The sequence below is a fragment of the Vibrio splendidus genome (assembly GCF_002873455.1).
In the GTDB taxonomy this organism is placed as follows: domain Bacteria; phylum Pseudomonadota; class Gammaproteobacteria; order Enterobacterales; family Vibrionaceae; genus Vibrio; species Vibrio splendidus_J.
This window is the reverse complement of sequence record NZ_MCUN01000013.1, coordinates 234,674-258,887: the sequence shown is the minus strand read 5'-3', so window position 1 is coordinate 258,887 and position 24,214 is coordinate 234,674. Positions and strand designations below refer to the sequence as shown.

At 43.6% G+C, this 24,214-nt stretch carries 24 protein-coding genes; 14 read left to right on the top strand and 10 right to left on the bottom strand.

Annotation, left to right across the window (positions count from 1 at the left end; genetic code table 11):
* The first annotated feature begins 119 nt into the window (after window positions 1-119).
* Genes hisB through hisIE form a run of 5 tightly spaced genes read left to right on the top strand, consistent with a single transcriptional unit; the run spans window position 120 to window position 4,030 of the window.
* Window positions 120-1,208 carry a bifunctional histidinol-phosphatase/imidazoleglycerol-phosphate dehydratase HisB gene (hisB, locus tag BCU75_RS13905; RefSeq protein ID WP_102474210.1) on the top strand — a complete coding sequence of 363 codons (1,089 nt, stop codon included), beginning with the start codon at window positions 120-122 and terminating at the stop codon, window positions 1,206-1,208.
* Window positions 1,209-1,232: 24 nt separating this feature from the next.
* On the top strand, window positions 1,233-1,847 hold the full coding sequence (gene hisH / locus BCU75_RS13900; RefSeq protein ID WP_008223538.1) for an imidazole glycerol phosphate synthase subunit HisH: 615 nt from the start codon (window positions 1,233-1,235) through the stop codon (window positions 1,845-1,847).
* A gap of 43 nt (window positions 1,848-1,890) precedes the next feature.
* On the top strand, window positions 1,891-2,628 hold the full coding sequence (gene hisA / locus BCU75_RS13895) for a 1-(5-phosphoribosyl)-5-[(5-phosphoribosylamino)methylideneamino]imidazole-4-carboxamide isomerase (RefSeq protein ID WP_012604374.1): 738 nt from the start codon (window positions 1,891-1,893) through the stop codon (window positions 2,626-2,628).
* On the top strand, window positions 2,610-3,383 hold the full coding sequence (gene hisF, locus BCU75_RS13890; RefSeq protein ID WP_102474209.1) for an imidazole glycerol phosphate synthase subunit HisF: 774 nt from the start codon (window positions 2,610-2,612) through the stop codon (window positions 3,381-3,383). Before hisA ends, hisF begins: the two co-directional genes overlap by 19 nt.
* Window positions 3,380-4,030 (top strand): bifunctional phosphoribosyl-AMP cyclohydrolase/phosphoribosyl-ATP diphosphatase HisIE, encoded by a 651-nt coding sequence (gene hisIE / locus BCU75_RS13885; protein ID WP_102474208.1) that lies wholly within the window; start codon window positions 3,380-3,382, stop codon window positions 4,028-4,030. The genes hisF and hisIE overlap by 4 nt, the downstream gene beginning before the upstream one ends.
* Before the next feature lie 217 nt (window positions 4,031-4,247).
* On the opposite strand, the gene BCU75_RS13880 is transcribed toward hisIE, so the two are convergent.
* The 4 genes from BCU75_RS13880 to BCU75_RS13865 all read right to left on the bottom strand — a co-directional run bounded on the left by BCU75_RS13880 (window position 4,248) and on the right by BCU75_RS13865 (window position 7,563).
* Window positions 4,248-4,772, bottom strand: a complete 525-nt coding sequence (locus tag BCU75_RS13880; protein ID WP_102474207.1) for a YchJ family protein — start codon at window positions 4,770-4,772, stop codon at window positions 4,248-4,250.
* A 136-nt stretch (window positions 4,773-4,908) separates the two neighbouring features.
* Window positions 4,909-6,126, bottom strand: a complete 1,218-nt coding sequence (locus BCU75_RS13875; protein WP_076676622.1) for an EAL and HDOD domain-containing protein — start codon at window positions 6,124-6,126, stop codon at window positions 4,909-4,911.
* 123 nt (window positions 6,127-6,249) lie between these two features.
* Entirely contained in the window at window positions 6,250-6,984 is a 735-nt protein-coding gene (gene lpxH, locus BCU75_RS13870; protein ID WP_076676620.1) for a UDP-2,3-diacylglucosamine diphosphatase, read from the bottom strand.
* A gap of 84 nt (window positions 6,985-7,068) precedes the next feature.
* Window positions 7,069-7,563 (bottom strand): peptidylprolyl isomerase, encoded by a 495-nt coding sequence (locus BCU75_RS13865; protein WP_004734582.1) that lies wholly within the window; start codon window positions 7,561-7,563, stop codon window positions 7,069-7,071.
* 191 nt (window positions 7,564-7,754) lie between these two features.
* On the opposite strand from BCU75_RS13865, the gene cysS reads away from it, so the two are divergent.
* Both cysS and BCU75_RS13855 read left to right on the top strand, forming a co-directional pair.
* Entirely contained in the window at window positions 7,755-9,140 is a 1,386-nt protein-coding gene (cysS, locus tag BCU75_RS13860) for a cysteine--tRNA ligase (protein ID WP_102466607.1), read from the top strand.
* 96 nt (window positions 9,141-9,236) lie between these two features.
* Window positions 9,237-9,815, top strand: coding sequence for a thymidine kinase (locus tag BCU75_RS13855; protein WP_102474206.1), 579 nt, complete (start codon window positions 9,237-9,239; stop codon window positions 9,813-9,815).
* 121 nt (window positions 9,816-9,936) lie between these two features.
* Here the strand turns inward: BCU75_RS13855 and BCU75_RS13850 are convergent, their stop codons facing one another.
* The 3 genes from BCU75_RS13850 to BCU75_RS13840 form a co-directional block, all read right to left on the bottom strand.
* On the bottom strand, window positions 9,937-10,611 hold the full coding sequence (locus BCU75_RS13850) for a YdcF family protein (protein ID WP_102474205.1): 675 nt from the start codon (window positions 10,609-10,611) through the stop codon (window positions 9,937-9,939).
* Window positions 10,604-11,458: an NAD(P)H-binding protein gene (locus BCU75_RS13845; protein ID WP_102474204.1), complete on the bottom strand. Its 855-nt coding sequence runs from the start codon at window positions 11,456-11,458 to the stop codon at window positions 10,604-10,606. Before BCU75_RS13845 ends, BCU75_RS13850 begins: the two co-directional genes overlap by 8 nt.
* Before the next feature lie 117 nt (window positions 11,459-11,575).
* Window positions 11,576-11,806 carry a TIGR02647 family protein gene (locus BCU75_RS13840; RefSeq protein WP_076676614.1) on the bottom strand — a complete coding sequence of 77 codons (231 nt, stop codon included), beginning with the start codon at window positions 11,804-11,806 and terminating at the stop codon, window positions 11,576-11,578.
* Window positions 11,807-12,066: 260 nt separating this feature from the next.
* Here BCU75_RS13840 and BCU75_RS13835 point away from each other — a divergent pair, with 260 nt between their 5' ends.
* The gene (locus BCU75_RS13835; RefSeq protein WP_102474203.1) at window positions 12,067-13,374 is read left to right on the top strand and encodes an ATPase; all 1,308 of its coding nucleotides are present in this window, start codon (window positions 12,067-12,069) and stop codon (window positions 13,372-13,374) included.
* Between the two features lie 363 nt (window positions 13,375-13,737).
* Window positions 13,738-14,580, top strand: coding sequence for a formate transporter FocA (gene focA, locus BCU75_RS13830; RefSeq protein WP_102474202.1), 843 nt, complete (start codon window positions 13,738-13,740; stop codon window positions 14,578-14,580).
* Between the two features lie 352 nt (window positions 14,581-14,932).
* Here the strand turns inward: focA and BCU75_RS13825 are convergent, their stop codons facing one another.
* On the bottom strand, window positions 14,933-15,727 hold the full coding sequence (locus tag BCU75_RS13825; protein ID WP_102474201.1) for an ABC transporter permease: 795 nt from the start codon (window positions 15,725-15,727) through the stop codon (window positions 14,933-14,935).
* 437 nt (window positions 15,728-16,164) lie between these two features.
* Between BCU75_RS13825 and torE the strand changes: the two genes are divergently transcribed.
* The 3 genes from torE to torA are packed head-to-tail and all read left to right on the top strand — an operon-like array spanning window position 16,165 to window position 20,068.
* Complete coding sequence (gene torE, locus BCU75_RS13820) at window positions 16,165-16,347, top strand: trimethylamine N-oxide reductase system protein TorE (RefSeq protein ID WP_102474200.1); 183 nt, start codon at window positions 16,165-16,167, stop codon at window positions 16,345-16,347.
* 52 nt (window positions 16,348-16,399) lie between these two features.
* The gene (torC, locus tag BCU75_RS13815) at window positions 16,400-17,581 is read left to right on the top strand and encodes a pentaheme c-type cytochrome TorC (RefSeq protein WP_102474199.1); all 1,182 of its coding nucleotides are present in this window, start codon (window positions 16,400-16,402) and stop codon (window positions 17,579-17,581) included.
* Window positions 17,582-17,605: 24 nt separating this feature from the next.
* Window positions 17,606-20,068, top strand: a complete 2,463-nt coding sequence (gene torA, locus BCU75_RS13810; RefSeq protein WP_076676603.1) for a trimethylamine-N-oxide reductase TorA — start codon at window positions 17,606-17,608, stop codon at window positions 20,066-20,068.
* Between the two features lie 328 nt (window positions 20,069-20,396).
* On the opposite strand, the gene BCU75_RS13805 is transcribed toward torA, so the two are convergent.
* The gene (locus BCU75_RS13805; RefSeq protein WP_102474198.1) at window positions 20,397-21,611 is read right to left on the bottom strand and encodes a putative manganese transporter; all 1,215 of its coding nucleotides are present in this window, start codon (window positions 21,609-21,611) and stop codon (window positions 20,397-20,399) included.
* A gap of 201 nt (window positions 21,612-21,812) precedes the next feature.
* Here BCU75_RS13805 and BCU75_RS13800 point away from each other — a divergent pair, with 201 nt between their 5' ends.
* Together BCU75_RS13800 and BCU75_RS13795 are read left to right on the top strand one after the other, a co-directional pair.
* Window positions 21,813-22,718, top strand: a complete 906-nt coding sequence (locus BCU75_RS13800; RefSeq protein ID WP_102474197.1) for a manganese-dependent inorganic pyrophosphatase — start codon at window positions 21,813-21,815, stop codon at window positions 22,716-22,718.
* 149 nt (window positions 22,719-22,867) lie between these two features.
* Entirely contained in the window at window positions 22,868-23,257 is a 390-nt protein-coding gene (locus tag BCU75_RS13795; RefSeq protein ID WP_102464783.1) for a DUF2750 domain-containing protein, read from the top strand.
* Window positions 23,258-23,350: 93 nt separating this feature from the next.
* Here BCU75_RS13795 and BCU75_RS13790 read toward each other — a convergent pair whose 3' ends face one another.
* Window positions 23,351-24,151: a DUF2927 domain-containing protein gene (locus BCU75_RS13790; protein WP_241905379.1), complete on the bottom strand. Its 801-nt coding sequence runs from the start codon at window positions 24,149-24,151 to the stop codon at window positions 23,351-23,353.
* Window positions 24,152-24,214: the final 63 nt, after the last annotated feature.

Below are 24,214 nucleotides of genomic sequence, written 5' to 3'. Positions count from 1 at the left end.
CATTAATAACATTTGTCAGTCTGAGTTTATTGAAAACAGACTGGCAAATGAAACCAATATTTTGGGTTAGCGTTTGATTTTAGCTAGGCCAGCAGATTTAAAATTAAAAGGAAGTTCAAGTGAGTAAACAACAGAAAATACTTTTTATAGACCGTGATGGCACCTTAATTGTTGAGCCGCCAGTCGACTTTCAAGTAGACCGTTTAGACAAACTAAAATTCGAACCGTTAGTAATTCCTAGCCTACTTACGCTGCAAGATGCTGGCTACCGCCTAGTGATGGTGACTAACCAAGATGGTCTAGGTACCGATAGCTACCCACAAGAAGAGTTTGATGCTCCGCATAATATGATGATGGAGTTCTTTGAGTCTCAAGGCGTTAAGTTTGACGATGTGCTTATTTGCCCTCACTTTGATGAAGACAACTGCTCTTGCCGTAAGCCTAAGTTGGGTATGGTTAAGGAGTACCTACAGGGCGGTAAAGTCGACTTCCAACATTCTGTTGTGATTGGCGATCGAATGACTGATCTTCAACTTGCGGAGAACATGGCAATCCGCGGGATTCAATACGGCCCGGATGCGGAAACGGAAGGCACACTCAATTGGCCACAGATTGTTAAAGATCTAACGGTTAATGCTCGTGTTGCTGAAGTGGTTCGTACAACGAAAGAAACGGATATCAAGGTTGCAGTAAACCTCGATGAAACGGGTGGCAATAAGATCGATACGGGCATGGGCTTCTTTGATCACATGCTTGATCAAATCGCGACACACGGCGGTTTCCAAATGAACCTGACTGTGAAAGGCGACCTACACATCGATGATCACCACACAATCGAAGACACCGCTCTCGCTTTAGGCCAAGCGCTTAAAGATGCATTAGGCGACAAACGTGGTATCGGCCGTTTTGGTTTCAGCCTGCCTATGGATGAGTGTTTAGCTCAGTGTGCGTTAGATCTATCGGGTCGTCCGTATCTTAAATTTGATGCTACGTTTAGCCGCGAGCAAGTAGGTGATCTTTCAACTGAGATGGTGGTCCACTTCTTCCGTTCTCTAACCGATACACTGGCTTGTACCTTGCACCTTTCTTCTGCTGGTAATAATGATCACCACATCATTGAGAGCCTGTTTAAAGCGTTTGGCCGTACTCTTCGCCAAGCCATCAAAGTTGAAGGTAACGAGTTACCAAGCAGCAAAGGCGTTCTGTAAGGCTAACGTTAGCAAGGAAAAACAATGAAAGATCAAAAAGTCGTTATTATTGATACTGGTTGTGCCAACGTTTCCTCAGTGAAGTTTGCGATTGAACGTCTGGGCTACGCAGTTGAAATTTCAAAAGAACCAGAAGTTGTTCTTGCTGCCGATAAGCTATTCCTACCCGGTGTAGGTACAGCAAGTGAGGCAATGAAGAACTTGCAAGAGCGTGACCTTGTTAGTCTTGTGAAACAAGTAGAGAAGCCGCTATTGGGTATCTGTTTAGGTATGCAACTGTTAGGCAAACTGTCTCAAGAGAAAGGCCAAAAAGCTGACGAGTTAGTTGAATGCTTAGGATTGTGTGATGGCGAAGTTCGTTTACTTGAAACGGGCGACTTGCCATTACCACACATGGGTTGGAACACAGTCACTGCGACACCTAACCATCCTCTATTCAAAGACATTGAAGAAGGCGAGTACTTCTACTTTGTACACAGCTTCGCAATGCCTGTAGGCGACTACACAATCGCACAATGTGATTACGGCAATCCGTTCACTGCCGCAGTGCAAAGTGGCAACTATTATGGTGTTCAGTTCCACCCAGAACGTTCGTCAAAAGCTGGCTCTAAGCTGATTCAGAACTTCTTGGAATTGTAATAAGGATTAGGCAGCGGCTACCGTTGCCAGATAAGGAATGTAAATGATTATTCCCGCGTTAGATTTAATTGAAGGCCAAGTTGTTCGCTTATTTCAAGGGGATTACGGGCAAGTAACAGAATACAAAGTAGACCCAGCAGAGCAGTTCAACCTTTATCACCAAGCTGGCGCTGGCTGGCTTCATCTTGTTGACTTAACAGGTGCAAAAGATACCACTGCTCGTCAGTTAGACTTGATTGCTAAGCTACTTGCTAGCACACCTGCGAACATCCAGATTGGTGGTGGCGTTCGTAATGAACAAGATGTCGTTGATCTACTAGAAGCTGGCGCACAGCGCGTTGTGGTTGGTTCTACAGCAGTTAAGCAACCTGAGCTTGTTAAAGGTTGGATGGAGAAGTACGGCGCGGAAAAAATCGTGCTTGCTCTGGACATCAATATTGACGAAAGTGGTACACGTAAAGTAGCTATTTCTGGCTGGCAAGAAGACTCAGGCGTGACCATTGAAGCGCTAATTGAAGACTACCTGACGGTTGGCCTGAAACACGTTCTGTGTACTGATATTTCACGTGATGGCACGCTAGAAGGGTCAAACGTAGAGCTCTATGTTGATCTTTGCAAGCAGTACCCACAAGTGCAATTCCAATCATCGGGTGGCATTGGCAGCCTAGCCGATATCGAAGCACTGAAAGGCAGCGGCGTTGCGGGTGTGATTGTGGGTCGTGCACTGCTTGATGGCAAGTTCACCGCAGAGGAGGCATTTGCATGTTGGCAAAGCGAATAATCCCTTGTTTGGATGTCCGTGATGGGCAAGTGGTTAAGGGCGTTCAATTCCGCAACCACGAAATTATTGGTGACATCGTTCCGCTAGCACAACGCTATGCAGAAGAGGGCGCTGATGAATTAGTATTTTACGATATCACCGCTTCAAGTGATGGTCGTGTGGTTGATAAAAGCTGGGTGAAACGCGTAGCAGAAGTGATAGATATTCCTTTCTGTGTGGCTGGTGGTATTAAGTCCGCGGAAGATGCAGCGCGCATTCTTGAGTTTGGTGCAGATAAAGTGTCGATCAACTCGCCAGCATTGGCTAACCCACAGTTGATCACTGACCTTGCTGATAAGTTCGGTGTGCAGTGTATCGTTGTCGGTATCGATTCATACTTCGATAAAGATACCGGTAAATATCAGGTTTACCAGTTCACTGGTGATGAAGCGCGTACCAAAGCAACCAAGTGGGAAACCAAAGATTGGGTGCAGGAAGTACAAAAGCGTGGTGCTGGTGAGATTGTGTTGAACATGATGAACCAAGATGGCGTTCGCAACGGCTATGATATCGATCAGTTAAACATGGTACGTTCAGTGTGTCATGTTCCCCTGATTGCATCAGGTGGCGCGGGTGCAATGGAGCACTTTGCTGAAGCCTACAAAAAGACCAACGTGGATGGAGCACTAGCTGCTTCAGTATTCCACAAGCAAGTCATCAATATTGGTGAACTTAAACAGTATTTAAAACAACAAGATGTAGAGGTGCGACTATGAGTTTTGAACCCGTAAGCTTATCAAAAACAGAAGTAGGCGCATTATTAGAGCGTATTGATTGGGAAAAAGTAGACGGCTTAGTGCCAGCTATTGTTCAAGACTACCAATCGAGCCAAGTGTTGATGATGGGATACATGAACCCAGCAGCACTTGAGAAAACAGGCGAAACTGGCCAAGTGACGTTTTTCTCTCGAACCAAAGAGCGCCTTTGGACCAAAGGTGAAACGTCGGGTAACGTATTGCAACTGCAAAACATGTCATTGGATTGTGACAACGACACCTTGTTGGTTAAGGTTAATCCCATTGGCCCAACGTGCCATACTGGCACCACAACGTGTTGGGATGGAGACAAGCAAGAAGAAACACAGATGGTGTGGCTTCATCAGCTTGAGCAGCTACTGGCTGCCCGCAAGGACGCAGACCCTGAGTCTTCTTATACTGCCAGTTTATATGCCCGTGGCACCAAGCGTATTTCGCAAAAAGTGGGCGAAGAAGGCGTTGAAGTCGCGCTTGCGGCGACGTCGGGCGATAAAGCGGAACTAGTGTGTGAATCAGCTGATTTGATTTATCACTTGATGGTTCTTTTACAAGACCAAGGCTTATCGATGAACGATGTGGTGAATAAATTAAAAGAGCGCCATAAGTAAGTTCTCTTTAGATTTATAGAACCAAGTAAAAGACAGATAAAAGCCCCGTAAACAAACATGTTTACGGGGCTTTTTAGCTTTTTAATTTTCAAGATCTCAAGATCTCAAGATTTCTAAGGTGCTGTGTTCTTTTCTAACCTCTGATTCTTCGTCATTCCGAGGAGCCTAGGCGAAATCAGGAATCTATTCTCTTAATCTGACTTCCTTGTTGTACGAGTTACCCGCAGCACTTCTTATATTTCTTGCCGCTACCACAAATACATGGGTCGTTGCGGCCAATCTTAAAGCTCTCAACGGTCTGATTTAAGCGAGGGTCAATCTCTGGCTCTGCTCGTTCTTCGTGCTCATTTCCCTGATCGGGGAAGGTGCCATCAATGTAGTACCAAAGACCGTCTTCACGAATAAAGCGCGAACGTTCTTGCATACAGAACTGCTCAGTTCCGTCGTTGAAGTAAGCTTTAAATTCAACAAAGCCTTCGCTCTTATGTGAACCTAAGGCAGTATCGATGACCTCTAAACCCGCCCAATCACTATCTATAGATTCGGCAATACCTTCTCTTTGCGCTTCTGCATTACAACTCGGATGGTAAGTAGCCACAATATAGTCAACCAAACCAAGTACATGTGCAGAATAACGTGAGCGCATCAATTGCTCGGGTGTTTCAACCGCACTGTGGTTAAGATGCGCTATTTCACAGCACTTTTGGTAAGTATTTTTGCTACCGCATGGGCATAAAGACATAGTCAGATCCTGTAAAAATGGCCTCTATTAAGAGGCCATAAATGAATGCGTTGGAGTCTACCAAGAAACGATCGCTCACCAAAGCTTAGTTTCTATTGAAGCTATTGAAATTATCAAAGTTATAGTGCGAAGGGCACTATTTCAAGGCTGGAGACAACAGTTCTTGAGCCCAAGTGGTCGCTTCGTCATAAGCTTGACCGAGCTGAGCTTCACTCAGTTTAAGAAGCTGGCGAATGCGTGTTGCTTCATCCCAACGGGCTTGTTCATAAGCAACCACCATCGCTAATACTGCACCTAAAACGCCTTTGCGTTCAATTAAGGCTTGTTTGATCTCTACGTCGATCGGTACGGAATCTAGTACTTGTTTTAAGGGTTGGTCAAAGAGTGAATCTAACAACGAGAACATACCGGTCAAAAAAGCTTGCCCAGGCTCAACCTTAACATTCATTTTCTCGACTAAGAGTTCACACTGACGTGCGCGTATCACAGCTAAACCGTACAAAGAATCGGGCTTGTCTTCTTTCGCTGAAGCGATAGCAACAAGTGAAACGAACTTACGCAGCTTTTGTTCGCCGAGGTAAATAAGCGCCTGGCGAAACGAACGGATTGTCGTCGCGGAGCCACCGGCGGAATTCACGTAGGCGAGCAACTTATACGACATGGTTACATCAAGTGTAATTAAACGCTCTACTTCTCCGAAGTCGATAGGGTCGTGCGCAATCTCTTTTAATAGCTGAACGGTCGTCAGAAATGCAGGGTTGAGAGCGCGAGTTTGAATCATTTCAGGCTTACTGAAAAAATAACCTTGGAAGTAGGTGAAGCCTGCTTTGTTTGCTTCTTGGTATTCATCGTAAGTCTCGACCTTTTCTGCGAGGAACTTAATATCCAACCCTTTGAGAGAGTTCATGAACATCGAAGCTTTCGCGATTGAGATCAAACGGATATCAAACTTGATAATTGAAACGTATGGTAAGAAGCGTTTCCACGCCTTGCTTGGTACAAAGTCGTCTAACGCGATGGTGTAACCCGCGTCATAGATAGCTTTTATTGCTTCAAGTAGTTCGTCTGTTGGTTCGCAGTCTTCAAGAACCTCAACAACGAGGCTCTCTTTGGGGAACAGAGTAGGGACTAAGTTGATTAGGCTTGCATAAGGGAAGTTTACGAACCCCAGCTTATCACCCAGCGTATTATAGTGAGTTGATAAGAAGTGATCGGAAAGCAAACGGCTAGTAGCGAGCTCCGGTTCTACTTCAGGGAAAGTGTTCTTAGGACCATCCCTGAATAGCAACTCGTAACCTATGGTTTTCTTGTCTGTATCGAGTATTGGTTGACGCGCTACGTATGAATATTTCAACTTGGTACTGTGTTCGGTTTATTTCTGGTAGAGAGATAATAGCTAATTCAGTAGAAATTACCATACACTTTCTATGAAAGTCTGACCGATAATAATAATCAAAGTGAAAGTTTAAGAGTGATGTTAAAAGCGGTTGCTAAACTCTCGATTCTGTAGTTCAAAACTTTGCGGAGTGAATACCAGCACTGACCCTTGCGTATACCAATCACCAAGTACGATACGGGTTTTACTGCAATTGTTAGCATTGAAGGTATGGATGTCAGGACGATGAGTATGGCCGTGGATCATAAGATCGACGTTGTTTTGCTCCATCACATCTTCTACTTCTTGTTGTGTCACATCCATGATGTCGAGAGACTTAGTTTGTTTGTCGTCTTTGATGTCAGATTGAACCTTCGAGACAATTTTCTTTTTGATAAAAAATGGAATTCGATTGAAGACCCATTGCAGCCATGGTTGATGCACTTTTTCGCGGAAAGCAAGATACTTTACGTCTTCGGTACATAGGGTATCACCATGCAACACAACCGCTTTTTGGCCGTAGATATCGATTGTCGATACTTCGTCTAGCAGTTGCACACCTGTTTGTTTGGCAAATTTTTTGCCGACAAGGAAATCACGGTTACCTTGAGTGAAGTAGCAAGGCACACCTGTTTTTACCAAATCGATAAACGCTTGGCGGATAGAAGTCGCGAACTCACTTTTGTCGTCGTCACCAATCCAGAATTCGAAAAGGTCACCTAACACGTAGAGTGCATCCGCTTCTACTGCTTCCTTTTTCATAAAGGTTAAGAAGCAGTCAGTAATGTCTTGTCGTGATGGGGCAAGGTGTAGGTCTGATATAAAATATGTTTTCATAGGTCTAAAAAAAGGGAGCGATTCGCTCCCTATATCCTGATTTTATCGGGTCATCAATTATTAATACTAATCGAAAGTGATGAATTAAGCTTCGATTGTAGTACCAGTGATGATCACTTCTTCTAGAGGTACGTCTTGGTGCATACCCATAGAACCAGTGCTAACACCTTTGATCTTGTTTACGATGTCCATGCCTTCAACAACTTCTGCGAATACACAGTAGCCCCAACCGTCTAGGCTTTCGCTACGGAAGTTTAGGAAAGAGTTGTCGTTAACGTTGATGAAGAACTGAGAACTTGCTGAATGCGGTTCCATAGTACGAGCCATTGCTAACGTACCAACTTTGTTCGCTAGGCCATTGTTTGCTTCGTTCTTGATAGTTGCACGAGTTGTTTTTTCTTTAAGGCCAGAAGTCATGCCGCCGCCTTGAACCATGAAACCATCGATAACACGGTGGAATAGCGTGTTGTCGTAAAAACCGTCACGGCAATACTGTAGGAAGTTTGCGCTTGTTTCTGGTGCTTTTTCTTCGTTAAGTTGAACTTTGATGTCACCAAAATTTGTGTGAAGGATGATCATGATTGTTACCTTACTGTCTTTTTAATATGAAGTTCGAATTCTAGCGCATGTTGGCGGACTTTCAAATCACCAAATCATTAACTTAACTTGGTTGTTTGAGGTAATTACCGCTTTGGGGGATTACCTAATAAGTCATGAATTGCTATACTTGCAGTCTTATTTTGACTAATACACAAATATAGATAGAGATCATGCTGAAAATTTATAACACACTCACAAGACAGAAAGAGGAATTCAAACCAATTACAGCTGGCAAAGTCGGCATGTATGTCTGTGGGGTAACCATTTACGATCTCTGTCACATTGGTCATGGCCGTACGTTCGTTTCTTTCGACGTAGTCACTCGTTACTTGCGTTACCTTGGTTACGATTTGAATTTCGTTCGTAACATCACGGATATCGATGATAAAATCATCAAGCGCGCGAATGAAAACGGCGAATCTTGTGATTCTCTGACTGAACGCCTGATTGGTGAGATGCACGCGGACTTCGATGCATTAAACATGAAACGCCCTGATGTTGAGCCTCGTGCGACGGAATTCATCACTGAAATTGTTGAACTTGTTGAAAAGTTAATTGAGCGTGGTTTTGCTTATGTTGCAAGCAACGGCGACGTTATGTTCGAAGTTAAGAAATTCGACGAATACGGTAAGCTTTCTAAGCAAGATCTTGATCAACTTCAAGCGGGTGCTCGTGTTGATGTTGATTCTGCAAAACGTAGCCCGTTAGATTTCGTTCTTTGGAAGATGTCTAAGCCTGGTGAACCTACGTGGGAATCACCATGGGGTCCAGGTCGTCCGGGTTGGCACATCGAGTGTTCAGCAATGAACTCTTCAATTCTTGGTAATCACTTCGATATCCACGGTGGTGGTTCAGATCTGCAGTTCCCGCACCACGAGAACGAAATCGCACAATCTTGCTGCGCACACGGCACCCAGTATGTGAATACTTGGATGCACAGCGGCATGGTGATGGTAGACAGAGAAAAAATGTCTAAGTCACTGGGTAACTTCTTCACTATCCGTGACGTACTTCAGCATTACGATGCAGAAACAGTACGTTACTTTTTGATGTCTGGTCACTACCGTAGCCAACTGAACTACAGCGAAGATAACCTAAACCAAGCTCGTGCATCACTTGAGCGTCTCTACACATCACTTCGTGGCCTAGACGTTACAGCAGCTCCGGCTGGTGGAGAAGAGTACGTAACTCGTTTCTCTACAGCGATGAACGATGATTTCAATACACCTGAAGCTTATTCAGTCCTGTTTGAAATGGCTCGTGAAATTAACCGCATCAAGACTGAAAGCATCGAAAAAGCGAGTGCGCTAGGTGCATTGATGCGTGAGCTGGCGGACATCATCGGCATTCTTCATCAAGATCCAGAAGCTTTCCTACAAGGCGATGCGACAGGCAACGATGACGAAGTTGCTGAAATCGAAGCGTTGATCAAATTGCGCAACGATTCTCGCGCTTCGAAAGATTGGGCGAATGCCGATCTTGCACGTGACAAGCTAAACGAGTTGGGTATTGTTCTGGAAGATGGCCCAGAAGGTACAACTTGGCGTCGTAAGTAAATCTTATAAAAAGGGCTGATTTTCAGCCCTTTTTTCTAGCAAAAATTCTCTAATTTCACCTTTTTATCTTCAACTTTTAATTACAGGAATATTTCTGTGGCTCAGATGTATTTTTATTACTCGGCAATGAATGCGGGTAAATCAACAACGCTTCTTCAATCTTCATTCAACTATCAAGAACGCGGTATGACGCCAGTGATCTTTACGGCTGCATTGGATGATCGCTATGGTATCGGTAAAGTGAGCTCAAGAATTGGTCTACAATCTGAAGCTCAACTTTTTAAAAACGACACCAATATGTTTGATGCAATCCAAAAACTCAATGAGGAAGAAAAGCGTCATTGTGTTTTGATCGATGAATGTCAGTTCTTATCGAAAGAGCAGGTTTACCAGTTAACAGAAGTAGTCGATAAACTGCATATACCTGTACTTTGCTACGGTTTACGTACCGACTTCTTGGGTGAACTGTTTGAAGGTAGCCGTTACTTATTGTCTTGGGCAGACAAATTGGTTGAGCTTAAAACCATTTGTCATTGTGGCCGCAAAGCCAATATGGTAATCCGTACCGATGAACACGGTGTAGCTATTGCTGAAGGTGCTCAGGTTGCTATTGGCGGTAATGATCAATATGTTTCTGCTTGCCGTCTACATTATAAAGAAGCGTTAGGCAAATAAACCGCTTTATAACTAGGCATTGCTAAAATCAATAGCGTTAAAATTAAAAAACGGTGACCAAGTGTCACCGTTTTTGTTTGTTGAAGCCGTGCTTTTGTTATTCGAAGTCGAGCTTTTGCTTTTATTCGAAACCGAGTTTCTTCAATGCTTGATAGGCTTGGTCAACGTCGTCAGGAATTGGCATTTCAATTTGAAAGCCTTGAGCAGGGTACGTTTTAATTCTTTCAAAGTCGGCAACTAATGCCCCTAGTACCATATCCAGTGGCAACTCTTCATTAAAGTAATCTACCCAACTTTGCCATTGCGAAGTCACTCTAATTTCAGCCGCCTGTTCTGGCCATTGTTTGCTGAACGTTGCGTAGGTACGTTTTTCCATAAAAGGTTTTTGTACCAAGGTCAGTTGTTTCGGTGATAGCCCACGTTTTGTAAGTAAATCATAGGTAAAACGGACATTTTCGCCAGTATTGGTCGCGTGCTTTTCTATAATAATGTCTGCTTCAGGGACACCACAGTCTCTAGCTATAGATGCGAACGTTTCTGCTTCTGAACACTCAAAGCTCCCTTCTGTAAAGCGTCCCACACCGCCAGAAAATACGATATAAGGCGCCACACCTTGGTGATAGAGCTCAGCTGCGTATTCAGCAACGCGAGTGTCGTTACTGCACAACACAAATATACAGTCTGAAGGCGTAACCTTGTGGCCCATAGACATGAAGTTCCAAAGGGTGTCGACCGATCGATGTAGCTTAGTCCTTGAGTTCTTTGCAGATTGCTTAGCTATGGATTGCTTAGTCATAAAGCGCATCCAGTGTGGATTCAAATTTAAACGAGTAACCTAAGTCTAGAATCTTTTTCGAAGAGATCAGCTTGTCTGGCGTATCGACAACGAGGGGCAGCGGCTCGCTACTGTTGGCGCTTTTCAGTGCTGCGGCATAAAACTCTGCCTTACTCACCGTGTTTGGGGTCGTTACATTAACGATTTCGTTATGCAGTTGACTAATAGCGAACTCGATAGCACCAATCGCATCGTCAAGATGAAGCATATTAGCAGGAGCTTGGGTGCTGACCTGCTTCAGCTTACTTGCAAACCTCGATGGATGGCGGCTTGGACCAATCAACCCGCTAAAGCGAAGGATGGTGTAGTCGATACCGGAATCAATGATGTACTGTTCTGCTTGTAGCATGACTCGCGCATTGTCTGAAAATGAGTTGGCTTGTTCATCATTCGACGTGGAAATGGCTAATGAGGCATCTTGCTCGTATAAGATCCCGGGCTTAGTGGGATAGACCGTAGTCGAGCTAACCATGATCAGTTTTTTGACATTGGCTTTCTGACAAGCATTGGTTAGCTGTTGCCAGTATTCAGCGTATTCTTGTCCCGAACCTCTTCTAAAGCCGGGAGGGAAGCTACCAATGACTATCTCGGTGTTGTTTTCCAATAGGAGTGAGTAGAGCTGGCCAATAGAGTGTTCAGGTTGTATTGCATCAAAACTGAACACTTCACAAGGAATGCGTTTGTTGCCAATAGCATCAGCGCCTGCTTGGGTGGTCTTCGTCACGACGACTTGGTTGCCGTGTTTGACGAGATGTTGAGATAAAGGTGCACCGACCCATCCTGCACCAACAATAAATATAGAAGCCATGTGTTCCTCATAACTGCAAGCTATGGATTTATGATAAGCCTAACAAAGCTTTGCCCAAAAATGAAAAAACTCCACGGCCCAATAAGCGAGTGGAGTTTTTACTAGAACAATCGAGCTTTAACTAAGTACGCGAAGTAGCTTATCGGCACGCTCTGCCATCTGGATACCTTCATCTGTTAGGTAACCGCCGTCTGGCTGAGTGCAAAGATTTTTTTCGAATAAGCGTTTAACAGCATCTTGAGTTTCTTGAGCTGCTTCTTGATGTACTTTAATACCAGTAGCAGCGCTACTTACATCAAATTGAAGAAGAAGATTTAAATCAGCAATATGTTCAGCGTTGTACTTCATAATTAACCTATATATTCATAACGTTCTCTACCTTCACCTTAGTGTGCATTCACAGCTCAATCAATAGCAAATAAAGAGAATTGATAAGTGATACCAAATTGAATGATTAATCATCGGATGATGAGTTTATTTTGGTTGCACTGGGTGATTTATGCCCACTTAAATCATCAATGATGTTTATTGCTAAGTGGTTGTAATATATTGTAGCGCTAGAAGTATATTGCATTCAGCTAATATTGTATAAAAAAGGAAATGCACCAGTGAGAGTTAACAAAGTAGCATTAGTTATTAGTATGCTATTTGCTATCTCAGGTTGTCAAAGCACACCCTCAGAGCAGACAGAAGCGAACCAAACTACAAACAAAAATAATGAGTCTACAACAGAGGTCCGTTCTTTTCAGTCTGTCCAAAGTGTTTATTCCCAGTGGGAGATTAAGCTTGAAGATCATGCTCAGTTGTCTCTTTATGCACCAGAGAATTACCATGAGTTGTTAGACGCGTGGGATGATGCTGAAAATATTTATGCAGATTTGCTTAAAGATGAGAGCCGACTAACTAAGAGCTACTCGATTTTTTCGAGCCTGACTTACGCTGAAGCTTTTGATGAAAAAATTGCGTTGATCAAATCAAACTATGACTCGATCTTAGTGTTGAAAAAAAAGGCTGACCGAGTGTTAGCTGATTCGATCGTGCAAATGGATTATCTTAAGTTCCTTGGCGCAGATATCATGTTTACCTCGAGCTACAAACGTTTGTATTCAGAATACAGCGAGTTGTTTGAGTATGTTTTGGTCGATGAGCTTGAAGATGCGCAAGAAGCGCAAGTCGAATTCCTTAATAGCGCTCGTTTATTAGAAGTCAAAGTTGCTCATAAGAAATACATTGAACCTTTGAAGAACGAGTTGGATTTTTTGGAAGATGAAGATTTTGATGACGTTGCTCCACTGACGTTTGCTAAAGCAGCATCTCAAATTGCTTTGGCAGAAAGCCAAGTCAAAGCCAGCCCGCGTGAAAAGTCGATCATTGAAGATGCGGTCCACGCTGCGGAGTTTGAGTTGAACCACGTGCGTAGTGTCGCTCATGAAGTGAAAGTGCTTGCGAGTGTAAAAGGCGACAAGTTCGAACAGTCGGTTTTGAATGCTGAGAATCAGTTACTGAGCATCTCACAAGTGGTTAATGATGAAGATTACCGCGATGTCGTGCTACGTATTCAATCTCAGAAAATTGTATCGAGTGTGAAAGCGTTAAGAAGCTTAGATATGACAGCATCATTAAAGTCAGAAATTGAAGCTTTGACTGAACAACTCGCTAAGTTAGAGAGTAATAATCAGAAGCAGGCGCAACAATTGTCAGAGGCGACTAAGCATAGCAATCTTTTAGATGAACAGATTACCAAGAGTGATGTACATATTAAGAGTTTAGAAGAACTAGTGGACAGTTTGAGAAAACTAGGAGGTAAAGTTGCCAATGAAAGTGATTCTGACGTAACCCCTTTGAGTACTGAGTCGAACCTAGAGGGCTCAGCTATAGAACAATCATCAGAAGACATGATAGAACCTTCGGTTTAACATCACTAATTTCTTTATTTGTGATTGAGTTAAAAGCGCCCAAGGGCGCTTTTTTACGTTCTGTTGATCTATATCAAAATCTAGAGGCAACAGCGATCTGTGAGTTATTATAGTGTACGTTATTCCTTTTCTTTCTTTCGTAACTTATTGATATTTATAAGTGTGCTATTTTTTAAGTTGATAACGTTTCATTCAGCGTAGTTTTCTTTTTACTACTAAAGTTGTATGAATTTTGAATAACTTGGGCTATTTCCTTTCCACAAGGTTGTGGGAGGTATTTTGAGTCCCAAATAGCTCTTGAATTCAGAAATGAAAGAGAGGATTATCTCGCTCCCGACAACATGTTTCAAAATGTAAATCATCATGAATCTGAACCAATTTGACTCATTATTACCGCCACAAATGGCTGAGCGCGCTGCAGATATTGGCGTAGGTAAAGCAACCAAAGATCCAACCAAATCTTTTCTCCTAGCGATTTCAGCTGGCATACATATCGGTATTGCGTTTGTGTTCTACACAATTGTAACCACTGGCGCTGGTGATTTACCTTGGGGTATTACTCGCGTACTAGGTGGCCTTGCATTTAGCTTGGGCTTAATCCTCGTTGTTGTTACTGGCGGCGAACTGTTTACCAGTTCGGTGCTCACTCTTGTTGCTCGCGCAAGTGGCAAGATTAGCTGGGGAACCCTAGTTAAGAACTGGGCGACCGTTTATATCGGTAACCTTATTGGTGCCTTATTGCTAGTGGCATGCATGCTTCTGACTAAACAGTACATGTTCGACCATGGGCAAGTGGGTTTGAATGCGATGGCCATCTCTCAGCACAAAATGCACCATGGTTTTATCCAAGCTATCGCGCTTGGCATCATGTGTAACGTATTGGTTTGTATCGCGGTATGGATGACATTTAGTGGACGAACACTGACTGACAAAATTACAGTACTGATTTTACCTGTTGCGATGTTTGTATCATCGGGCTTTGAGCACTGTATTGCGAATATGTTCCAAGTCCCTTTAGCTATCGGTATCAAAACATTTGCTCCAGCTGAATTCTGGACAATGACAGGGGCTAATCCAGCAGACTATGTTGACCTAAACATGATGGACTTTCTGATGAACAACTTGCTGCCCGTTACTATCGGTAACATCATCGGCGGCGGTATCTTTGTTGGTATGTGGTATTGGTTGATTTATTTACGCGATTAATCAAGATGGCGGATCAACAAAGCTTGCGTGACTAGCTCAGTGACAAGATTAGTTAAAGCTCAGTGAAAACATTGAACTGACTTATGACATTTACAAGACGGCCTGCATTGCAGGCCGTTTTTTATTTGTGGAAAACCTACATGTTGTTTTCTTAAATTATCACCTGGGTACTTAACAACGCAGATCTGCACGTGTGTATATGTCCTTGAAATCACCGAAGGATCAATGGCAATGATCCTTGACCGAGCCGAAATGAGCAAAAAAGGATCTATATTGATTTGGTTATCCACAATTTCTGTGGATAACCTGTATCAAATTCAGTGAGTAACCAGATCTAAAAGGAGTCGGGAGGTTATTTTGAAGGCTGTATTTGAGCTAGTACTCGTCCTTCTTTGGTCAACGAAGTCTTTAACGATAGGTGAAGAGCAAGCGCTAAAGAGCAGCTCATCATCACGAAAATAGCCAACATGATCATCAGTTGATACTTAATTGCGATCATTGGTGAAGCTCCCCCGAGAATTTGACCTGTCATCATCCCCGGTAGCGTTACTAAGCCTGTAGTTGTCATTGAGGCCATAATAGGAGACATCGCTTTCTGTATAGCATTACGCACAAAAGGCGCTGCAGCATAAGTAGGAGACGCGCCTAACGCGATTGCTGCTTCATATTCTGATTTCTGTGTTTCAAAAGCACCAAACAGGTTCTGCAATGCCACTATATTACTGCTTAAGCTATTACCCAATAACATCCCTGCGATCGGGATAAGGTATTGTGCGTTAAAAACGGGTGTTGGTTTAATGATAAATAAGCAGATGAACAAGACAATGGGTACACAGGTTACCGCTAGGCTCACAGCGACAGGGACTAACAAGAGGTTTCGGGGTAACTTGGACTTTTCAACAATCGAGCTTGCCCCAACGATAATCATCGTAAATAACCACAGTAAATTGACCCACAAGCTATTCAAAGTGAACAGGTATTCTAGGTAAAGTCCAACCAGAAATAGTTGAACAGCCATGCGAATGATGCTGATAGACGCCTCTTTGCCAAGGCCAAGTTTTAACTTGTGGTTGATTACAATTGGCAGCAATAGAAGTGAGCTAAAAAACCATAGTTGCCACCAAGATATATCAATAACGTCTTGCATAATGCTTCCTTTTGATGAGGTTTCTATCATATCTGAAAGTGCCAAATGATGCATTTCAACTGCAAAGTCATCGATTCGAAAAACGATCAATTATTTAACAAACAAAACACAAAATAGTGGTTGTTTGAGGCTTTTTTGGCTACTACTTAGTAGGTAAAAAGTTAAAATCAGTTGTCAAATAGTTGCGTAAGTGTTGGTTTTTAACATTTGTGAAATATACTTAATTCTTCACATTTGTTAATACTTTTTAATAACTTTGTTTAACTGAAAACAAGTTTGGATGACCTCAAAAAAGTATTGATTAGCAAGGGTTATAACAGGAGATTTGATTGAACCCTACTTTGTGTATGGTCTAAAATTTGTTGTTAGATACTCAAGAACTTTAGCTCCTTAGAATGGGCTACTCGAAATTACTAAATACAAAATAGGCAAAATGTATGAGTGATGTTAATAAAATTGAAACTGGCGAAAAACGCTCGTTGGAGTGGAAGTCATTCCTCTTCATTGCGGTGGTTCTCTTTCCAATATTAAGTGTGGGTTTTGTAGGAGGCTACGGCTTTCTAGTTTGGGCACTGCAAGTGTTTGTATTAGGTCCCCCAGGTGCACACGGCGGCATGTAATGCCCTCTTGCTATCACATTTTTATTAGAACTAATTTTTAAGAGAGCTAAACATGAAATCATTTTTAGTTAAATTATGGCGCACAATGACTCGCCCAGCGGTACACATCAGTCTTGGTGTACTAACTATGGGTGGCTTTATCGCCGGTGTTATTTTCTGGGGTGGTTTTAACACTGCGTTAGAACATACAAATACAGAAGAGTTCTGTGTAAGTTGCCACACTATGCGTGACAATGTTTACGTAGAACTGCAAGAAACGGTTCACTGGAAAAATACCTCTGGTGTACGTGCAACTTGTCCTGACTGTCACGTTCCACATGAATGGACAGCTAAAATTGCTCGTAAGATGCAAGCATCTAAAGAAGTATTCGCTCAAGTATTTGGTGACCTAGACACGCCAGAGAAATTTGAAGCGCGTCGTATCGAACTGGCTAAACATGAATGGGATCGTTTCTCTTCGAACAAATCTCTAGAGTGTAAAAACTGTCACAACTACGATTCAATGGACTTCGAGAACATGCGCCCAACAGCGCGTATTCAAATGAAGAATGCCGCTGAGCGTGATCAAAGCTGTGTTGACTGTCACAAAGGCATAGCACACAACCTTCCACTTGATATGGCATCAGCAAGCGGTATTGTTGGTGAGCTAGAGAATGTTGCAAGCAGCACATCTTATGCATCAGGTAGCGACGTTATTTCTATTCGTCACCTTCCAATGTACACGGATGAAACTGCAACAGTTGAAGCGGGTCTACTAAGCCCTGCAAGTAAAGTTGCTGTTATCGACGAAAAAGGCGACATGATCAAGATTCAAATCGACGGTTGGCGTAAAGCGAAAGGCTTCGGACGTGTAATCCAAGAAGACTTCGGGATGAACATCTCGACTGCAATCTTGACGAAAGAAGTATCTCAAAGTGACGTAATCACTGTTGGCGATAAGAAAGAAGACGAGCTTACTGGCCTTCCATGGGAAGAAGTTAACCTAGCACTTTGGATGAAGAAAGAGTCTATGGTTGATAACTTCGATCCAATCTGGAACGCAGCGGGTCAAGCATACCAATCTAACTGTTCAACTTGTCACTCACAACCAGATGAAGCTCACTTCAGTGCTAACGGTTGGGTAGGCATGCTAGACGGTATGATTGCATTCGTTAACTTCGACACAGATACAGAAGCGCTTGTTCTTAAGTATCTACAGAAGCACTCGTCAGATTTTTCTGAAGGCCATCACTAATAAGACGTCAATTGGAGTAACACAATGGCAATTACAAGAAGAAGTTTTCTGAAAGGTGTCGCTACAACAAGTGCGGCATCGATTATCGGTCCTAGCTTATTGGCGTCGGCATCGGCTTCAGCAGCAGAAACAGACGGCGCTTGGAAAGTCTCTGGTTCTCACTGGGGTGCATTCAGAGCTCGCGTTTACGCGGGTAAAGTGCAAGAAATTAAACCTCTAGAAATCGATCAACACCCAACTGAGATGTTGAAAGGTATTAAAGGTATTATCTACAGCCCATCACGTGTGCGTTACCCTATGGTTCGCCTAGATTGGTTGAAGAAGCATAAATACAGCGCAGACACGCGTGGTAACAACCGCTTTATTCGTGTGACTTGGGATGAGGCACTAGACCTTGTTTACCGCGAACTAGAACGCGTACAGAAAGATTACGGTCCATGGGCGCTTCACACAGGTCAAACTGGTTGGAGACAAACGGGTCAGTTCCACAGCTGTACTAACCACATGCAACGTGCAATGGCACTTCACGGTTACTCTGTGAAGAAAATCGGTGACTACTCGACAGGTGCTGGTCAAACGATCATGCCTTACGTGCTAGGTTCGACTGAAGTATATGCTCAAGGTACATCTTGGGAACTTATCCTAGAAAACAGTGACAACATTGTTCTTTGGGGTAACGATCCAGTTAAGAACCTGCAAGTAGGTTGGACGTGTGAGACTCACGAATCATTCGCATACCTAGAACAGCTGAAAGAAAAAGTTGCTAAGAAAGAGATCAACGTTGTTTCTGTTGACCCTGTGAAGAACAAAACAGGTCGTTACTTAGAAAACGAGCAGATGTACATCAACCCACAAACTGATGTGGCGTTCATGTTGGGTGTTGCTCACGTTCTTTACAACGAAGGCCTATACGACAAGAAGTTCATCGAAACTTACTGTCTAGGTTTTGAAGATTTCATCAAGTACGTTCAAGGTGAAACGAAAGACAAAGTTGAGAAGACGCCAGAATGGGCTTCAGCTATCTGTGGCGCAAGCGCGGACTCTATCCGTGATTTCGCTAAGATGTTGGTTAACGGCCGTACACAGATTCTTGTTGGTTGGAGTATTCAACGTCAACAACACGGTGAGCAGCCTTACTGGATGTGTGCAGTTATCGCAGCAATGGTTGGTCAAATTGGTCTACCTGGCGGCGGTATCTCTTACGGTCACCACTACTCAGGTATCGGTGTATCTTCGACTGGCTTCGCTGCTCCGGGTTCTTTCCCGCTGAACATCGACCAAGGTCAATCACCTAAGTACACCAATACAGATTACAACGGTTACAGCCGCGTAATCCCTGTTGCTCGTTGGGTAGATAGCCTGCTAGAGCCGGGTAAGAAGATCAAAGCGAACGGTTCTACTGTGACACTACCTGATATCAAGATGATGGTATTCAGTGGTAACAACCCGTGGCATCACCACCAAGATCGCAACAAGATGCGTAAAGCATTCAAGAGCCTACAAACTGTAGTTGCTGTTGATTTCGCATGGACTGCAACTTGTCGTCACTCTGATATCGTGCTTCCAGCTTGTACTCAGTGGGAACGTAACGATATCGATGGTTACGGTGCGTACTCTGGTCGTGGTTTGATCGCAATGCACAAGCTAGTGGATCCTCTGTTCCAGTCTAAGACTGACTTTGAGATCATGTCTAGCCTGACTAAGCGTTGGGGTCGTTACGACGATTACACGCGTGGTATGGATGAAATGCAGTGGGTTAAATCTCTGTATGACGATTGCCGCGCTTCGAATGAAGGCACGATTGAAATGCCTGAGTTTGCTGAGTTCTGGGAGAAAGGTTTCCTAGACTTCGGTAAAGGTAAGCCATGGACTCGCCACGCTTCATTCCGTGAAGATCCAGAGATCAACGCACTAGGCACGCCTTCTGGTTTCATCGAAATCACAAGCCGTACTGTTGGCAACATGGGTTACGAGCACTGTCAAGAACACCCAATGTGGTTCGAGAAATCTGAACGTTCACATGGTGGTCCAGGCTCTGACAAACACCCGTACTGGCTACAATCTTGTCACCCGGACAAGCGTCTTCACTCTCAGATGTGTGAATCTGAAGAGTGGCGTGCGACTTACGCGGTACAAGGCCGTGAGCCAATCTACATCAACCCGACGGATGCTAAGAAGAAAGGCATCAAAGACGGCGATGTAGTACGTGTGTTCAATGACCGTGGTCAACTACTAGCAGGTGCTGTTCTAATGGATAGCTACGCTCCTGGTGTTGTTCGTATCGAAGAAGGTGCTTGGTACGGCCCGATCAACGAGAAAGTGGGCGCGCTAGATACTTACGGTGATCCAAACACACTAACTCAAGACATCGGTTCATCTGAACTAGCTCAAGCGACGTCAGCAAACACTTGTTTGGTTGATTTCGAGAAGTTCCAAGGCAAACTTCCTCCAGTAACGTCATTCGGTGGTCCAATCGAAGTTTCTTAAGACTTGTGCTTGAGAACCAAGATTAAAGCTTGAATTAAAGCCCCTGTAAGGATTCTTACAGGGGCTTTTTGTTTTTCTGGTGTACGGTGTTGGGATTTCTACTTACGCATTGTGGTGAAGCTTATGGAGGCGTCTTTGAGAAGCACTATAACGTACTGCTATTGAAGCAATTGAGCTGAGAGGGTGAGTCAAAAGAATCTCTTGTGAGAAGCTTAGGTCACTGAAAAAATTAGGTTACTGGAAGCAAAAAGGCCGATACAAAGTACCGACCTAATAGAAACCTATGGAGTTAAGCGTATGCCTATCGTGTTAAATCTCAAACTTAAACTTAAAGCTCGAACATAAACCAATAGCCGTATGCACAAATTAAAGCAGGCACACTTGAATACAAGGTAGCAACAAGAGCCGCTTTTGGTGCCATCGCAATTGCAGGGAATAGCGCGTCACCATCGTTTGAAATTGCGTTACCTACCTGAGCCGAAAGTGGTAGTGCGCCTGAAAGATAAAGACTAGTCACCAACAACTGAGGACCACAGCCAGGTAATAGCCCCATCAACACGCCAGCCAGGGGGAGCATGATGCCCCAACTTGAGAATAGCGTCGCAAAATCTACATTTGCTAGCACAGAACCAAATTCAAAAAATAAGAAAGCAACCACAACCCACGCTGTTACGAAATTAGTATCTTGAGCCGTTTTTTGTAGTGGATGAGAGCCTACACATTTCTCGTCTTCACTTACTGCTGATTTGTAATCTTCAATTTCACGGGTGAGGCCCCATAGAAACATCGAGCTAATCAACAAAACAGTTCCCGCCCATTCCATCGACATTTCGGGCAAAGCGAGCAACTCATTTACGTCCACTTGAAAAGAGCCAAGTAGGGCAACCGCAGCACCTGGAATAATGAGTACAGACCATAGATAACCTTGTAGGTTTATCGCTTTTTTAGAGACCGCTTCTTTGTCTTGAGATTGGGAAGCACAGCTGCTCACCGCTTCATTTTGCTCTGCTTTTTTTGGGCGTAAGAAGTCGTCTGCGTGAAACAAATTAATGATTCGACCTGACGCTGTGCCGACAATCACGCCCATCGCCATCATGGCTAAACCAGTCTTGGGTTCGCTTGCAATGAGCAGGAAGGCTGCATCACCCATAGTTGAGACTAGCACCGCAACTACCGCACCAAATCCGAGTTTTCCCGAGATAAATTGTGTGGTCACCACTATCGCACCGCCGCAGCCGGGCAACGCTCCCATGAGAGCCGCGAATACCACTTGGTTCGAACGGGATTGATGGACGAGCTTGTTGAAGACGTTGTCTTTGTTGATGTACAAGCTTAACCCGTGGTAAATCGCTAAGGTCAGAGCAACATAACAAGACACGGCCCAAAAGGCGTCTGATAAGGTAGTAACCGTCAATTCTCGCGTGGCAGGAGCCACAACTAAAGCTGCAAGTGAAATAGGTAAAAGCAGGCGCTTAAATGACAGTGAAAACTGAGTTGTTTTCGCAGCGCTACTGCTTGGCAAAAAAGAGATTAGTCGATCCATAGGTGTTACTCAAAATTAGTGGCTTAAGATAAATATATACGAATGATAATAATTATCAATTGCATTTGTTGTTTTTTTATCTATTGTTACCATTGGCTAAACCTACGAAACATGACCAATCTGAAAAAATGAGGTAAAGTATGGCTAATAAAGAGAGGCTCTAAAGGTAGAGTCATAATTGTTAGTGTAATAGGAAGAAACATGATTTTAGTTGTTGGTCACAAAAACCCTGATAGTGACAGTATTTGTAGTGCGTTAGTTGCAACAGAGCTTCTTAAAGCTCGTGGCGAGGAAGCGACACCAATTCGCCAAGGCGAGATCAACCGCGAAACTCAACATATTCTAGAAGTCGCTGGTGCTGAAAAGCCAGAGCTTCGTACTTCTGTTGCTGGTGAGAAAATCTGGTTAGTAGATTACTCAGATCTAGCACAAGCACCAGACGATGTTGCTGAAGCAGAGATCGTAGGTATTGTCGATCACCACCGTCTAGGTGACGTAATGACAGTTAACCCTATGGAAGCTTGGATCTGGCCTGTTGGTTGTACAAACACTGTGCTTTTCAACATGTTCAAGATTGAAGGTCACTCTATCTCTCAACAAATCGCTAAACTGATGATGTCTGCAATTCTTTCAGACACGGTTGGTTTTGCTTCTCCAACATGTACTCAAAAAGACAAAGATGCCGTTGCTGAGCTTGCTGAAATCGCTGGTGTTACAGACGTTGACGCATTCATCAAAGCGCTTCTAATCGCTAAGACAAACATTGAAGGCCTATCTGCTGCTCAACTAGTAGAAAAAGACCTTAAAGGTTACCCATTCAACGGTCGTGATGTTGTTGTTGGTCAAGTTGAACTTGCGACTCTTGAGCAAGTAGATGGCATGATTGAAGCACTAGAAGCGGATCTTGAAGCGCGTTGCGAGAAAGATGGTCTAGCGTTCGCTGCAGTAATGCTGACAGATATCACTACAGCTCAAACTCGTCTTCTATACAAAGGTGAGTGGGCTGATAAGCTGGTTAAATTCGAGAAAGACGGTGTATTGATGATGGAAAATACACTTAGCCGTAAGAAGCAAGGTTGGCCTTGGCTTCAAGGCGAGCTTGTTTAACCAAGTCGCTTAATTATAAACGCCTGCTAATTTAGCAGGCGTTTTTCTTTGAAGTAGATTTTCTTCTTCATCGAAAATGTTTGAAGTTAAAAGCTCTCGGCATAAAATAGCTTTAAGAGCAAAGTTACTGACTAAAGTAGGAAATTAAGATGACTACACAGCTAGACGATAAAAAAATCGCTGAAATCAACAAGTATACGGGTGAGCAACGCCTGAAGTACTGTGTGAAAGAAATCGTAGCAAATCGTGAAGTATGGATCTTAACCGATGAGCACGGTTGTGTAATGCTCAACACGGAAGACGAAGATTGTGTTCCAGTATGGCCAAACAAAGAGTTCGCTGAATCTTGGGCGACGGGTGATTGGTCTGAGTGTAAAGCGGAGTCTATCTCGTTGAACAAATGGCACAGTCGTTGGACTAACGGTCTAGAAGACGACGAGCTTGCCGTTGTTGTATTCCCGAACGAACAGGAAGAAGGTGTTATCTTGTTCCCGGATGAATTCGATTTCGAATTGAAAAAGCAGGCTGCTAAGCGCTAATTCTCTCGTCAAATTGTAAGCCAGCGTTGTCTTACCTCGGGCAACGCTGTTGTTCTATTCTTCCCTTCTAAGCTGCTTCCCAACGTATTTTCGTCAATACCCAATCAGTTGATACAAAGGCGCCTGCTGCGCTTCTGTGGACGCTTGTTGAAGCACACCTGTTTCGCTGTATCCCTTGAGTACCTTTCGAACGATAGGTTTTACTTCAGATTTTGTCATTCCAGCTTTCAATTCTGGTTCATACAGTAGTTGCAGTAGCACCACATCTAAGGGCGATAACAAGTCTTCTGGCGTGTGGTCGTTGAAAATAGAAGGATAGGCTTTATCTGAATCATTCGGCAGGCCTAGAACCTGTGTGATCTCTTCTACGATACACGCAACGAGCTTGCCTCTCGACCTTGCTTGATCCACTGGAATAACAATTCCGGCGTAAACAATCTCACCTTTAGAGTTGGTTCGATAACCTGCCGTACAGATAGCGTTGTTTAAATGCTGAGTGGATTTGAGCTTGAGGACCGATTTCGCTTCAGGTATCCATTGACTTTGCCTCGTGTATATCCATTTTACGTTCGCTTCAGACTCTTTGTTGACGATTGTTATCGGGTGTTGGGTTATTTCGGCTAAGTGTTGGAGATGAAGCTCTGTGAGCTCTTGATGCAATTCTTCATCGTCCACTTGATGATCAACCCATATCTTGATCGGTTGTTTCCATTTAGCGAGCGGCTTGTTGCCTTGTGAATATTCGTGTCTCAGTGCCACATCATAAAATGCATTTTCGACAAACGTTTTATCAAGCCAAGTCAGTGGGGTGCTTGCAACGTTGAAAGAAAGCAATGTTAACAAGAGCCGTATAGACAAAAAGGGCGGTGTGAAAATTGAAGTTCGTATCAGCACGCGTTTCTCCTCCTTGAGATCAACATTGAAGCTTCCCTTCCAACTCTATTTCTTATAGTGATG

What these genes read in the sequence shown, in the direction of transcription:
- BCU75_RS13795 (WP_102464783.1), top strand. Translation starts at nt 22,868, where the DNA reads ATGACTACACAGCTAGACGATAAAAAAATCGCTGAAATCAACAAGTAT.
- focA (WP_102474202.1), top strand. Translation starts at nt 13,738, where the DNA reads ATGAATCTGAACCAATTTGACTCATTATTACCGCCACAAATGGCTGAG.
- hisF (WP_102474209.1), top strand. Translation starts at nt 2,610, where the DNA reads ATGTTGGCAAAGCGAATAATCCCTTGTTTGGATGTCCGTGATGGGCAA.
- cysS (WP_102466607.1), top strand. Translation starts at nt 7,755, where the DNA reads ATGCTGAAAATTTATAACACACTCACAAGACAGAAAGAGGAATTCAAA.
- hisH (WP_008223538.1), top strand. Translation starts at nt 1,233, where the DNA reads ATGAAAGATCAAAAAGTCGTTATTATTGATACTGGTTGTGCCAACGTT.
- BCU75_RS13840 (WP_076676614.1), bottom strand. Translation starts at nt 11,806, where the DNA reads ATGAAGTACAACGCTGAACATATTGCTGATTTAAATCTTCTTCTTCAA.
- torE (WP_102474200.1), top strand. Translation starts at nt 16,165, where the DNA reads ATGAGTGATGTTAATAAAATTGAAACTGGCGAAAAACGCTCGTTGGAG.
- BCU75_RS13825 (WP_102474201.1), bottom strand. Translation starts at nt 15,727, where the DNA reads ATGCAAGACGTTATTGATATATCTTGGTGGCAACTATGGTTTTTTAGC.
- lpxH (WP_076676620.1), bottom strand. Translation starts at nt 6,984, where the DNA reads ATGAAAACATATTTTATATCAGACCTACACCTTGCCCCATCACGACAA.
- torC (WP_102474199.1), top strand. Translation starts at nt 16,400, where the DNA reads ATGAAATCATTTTTAGTTAAATTATGGCGCACAATGACTCGCCCAGCG.
- torA (WP_076676603.1), top strand. Translation starts at nt 17,606, where the DNA reads ATGGCAATTACAAGAAGAAGTTTTCTGAAAGGTGTCGCTACAACAAGT.
- BCU75_RS13845 (WP_102474204.1), bottom strand. Translation starts at nt 11,458, where the DNA reads ATGGCTTCTATATTTATTGTTGGTGCAGGATGGGTCGGTGCACCTTTA.
- BCU75_RS13805 (WP_102474198.1), bottom strand. Translation starts at nt 21,611, where the DNA reads ATGGATCGACTAATCTCTTTTTTGCCAAGCAGTAGCGCTGCGAAAACA.
- hisA (WP_012604374.1), top strand. Translation starts at nt 1,891, where the DNA reads ATGATTATTCCCGCGTTAGATTTAATTGAAGGCCAAGTTGTTCGCTTA.
- BCU75_RS13800 (WP_102474197.1), top strand. Translation starts at nt 21,813, where the DNA reads ATGATTTTAGTTGTTGGTCACAAAAACCCTGATAGTGACAGTATTTGT.
- BCU75_RS13865 (WP_004734582.1), bottom strand. Translation starts at nt 7,563, where the DNA reads ATGATCATCCTTCACACAAATTTTGGTGACATCAAAGTTCAACTTAAC.
- hisIE (WP_102474208.1), top strand. Translation starts at nt 3,380, where the DNA reads ATGAGTTTTGAACCCGTAAGCTTATCAAAAACAGAAGTAGGCGCATTA.
- BCU75_RS13880 (WP_102474207.1), bottom strand. Translation starts at nt 4,772, where the DNA reads ATGTCTTTATGCCCATGCGGTAGCAAAAATACTTACCAAAAGTGCTGT.
- BCU75_RS13850 (WP_102474205.1), bottom strand. Translation starts at nt 10,611, where the DNA reads ATGACTAAGCAATCCATAGCTAAGCAATCTGCAAAGAACTCAAGGACT.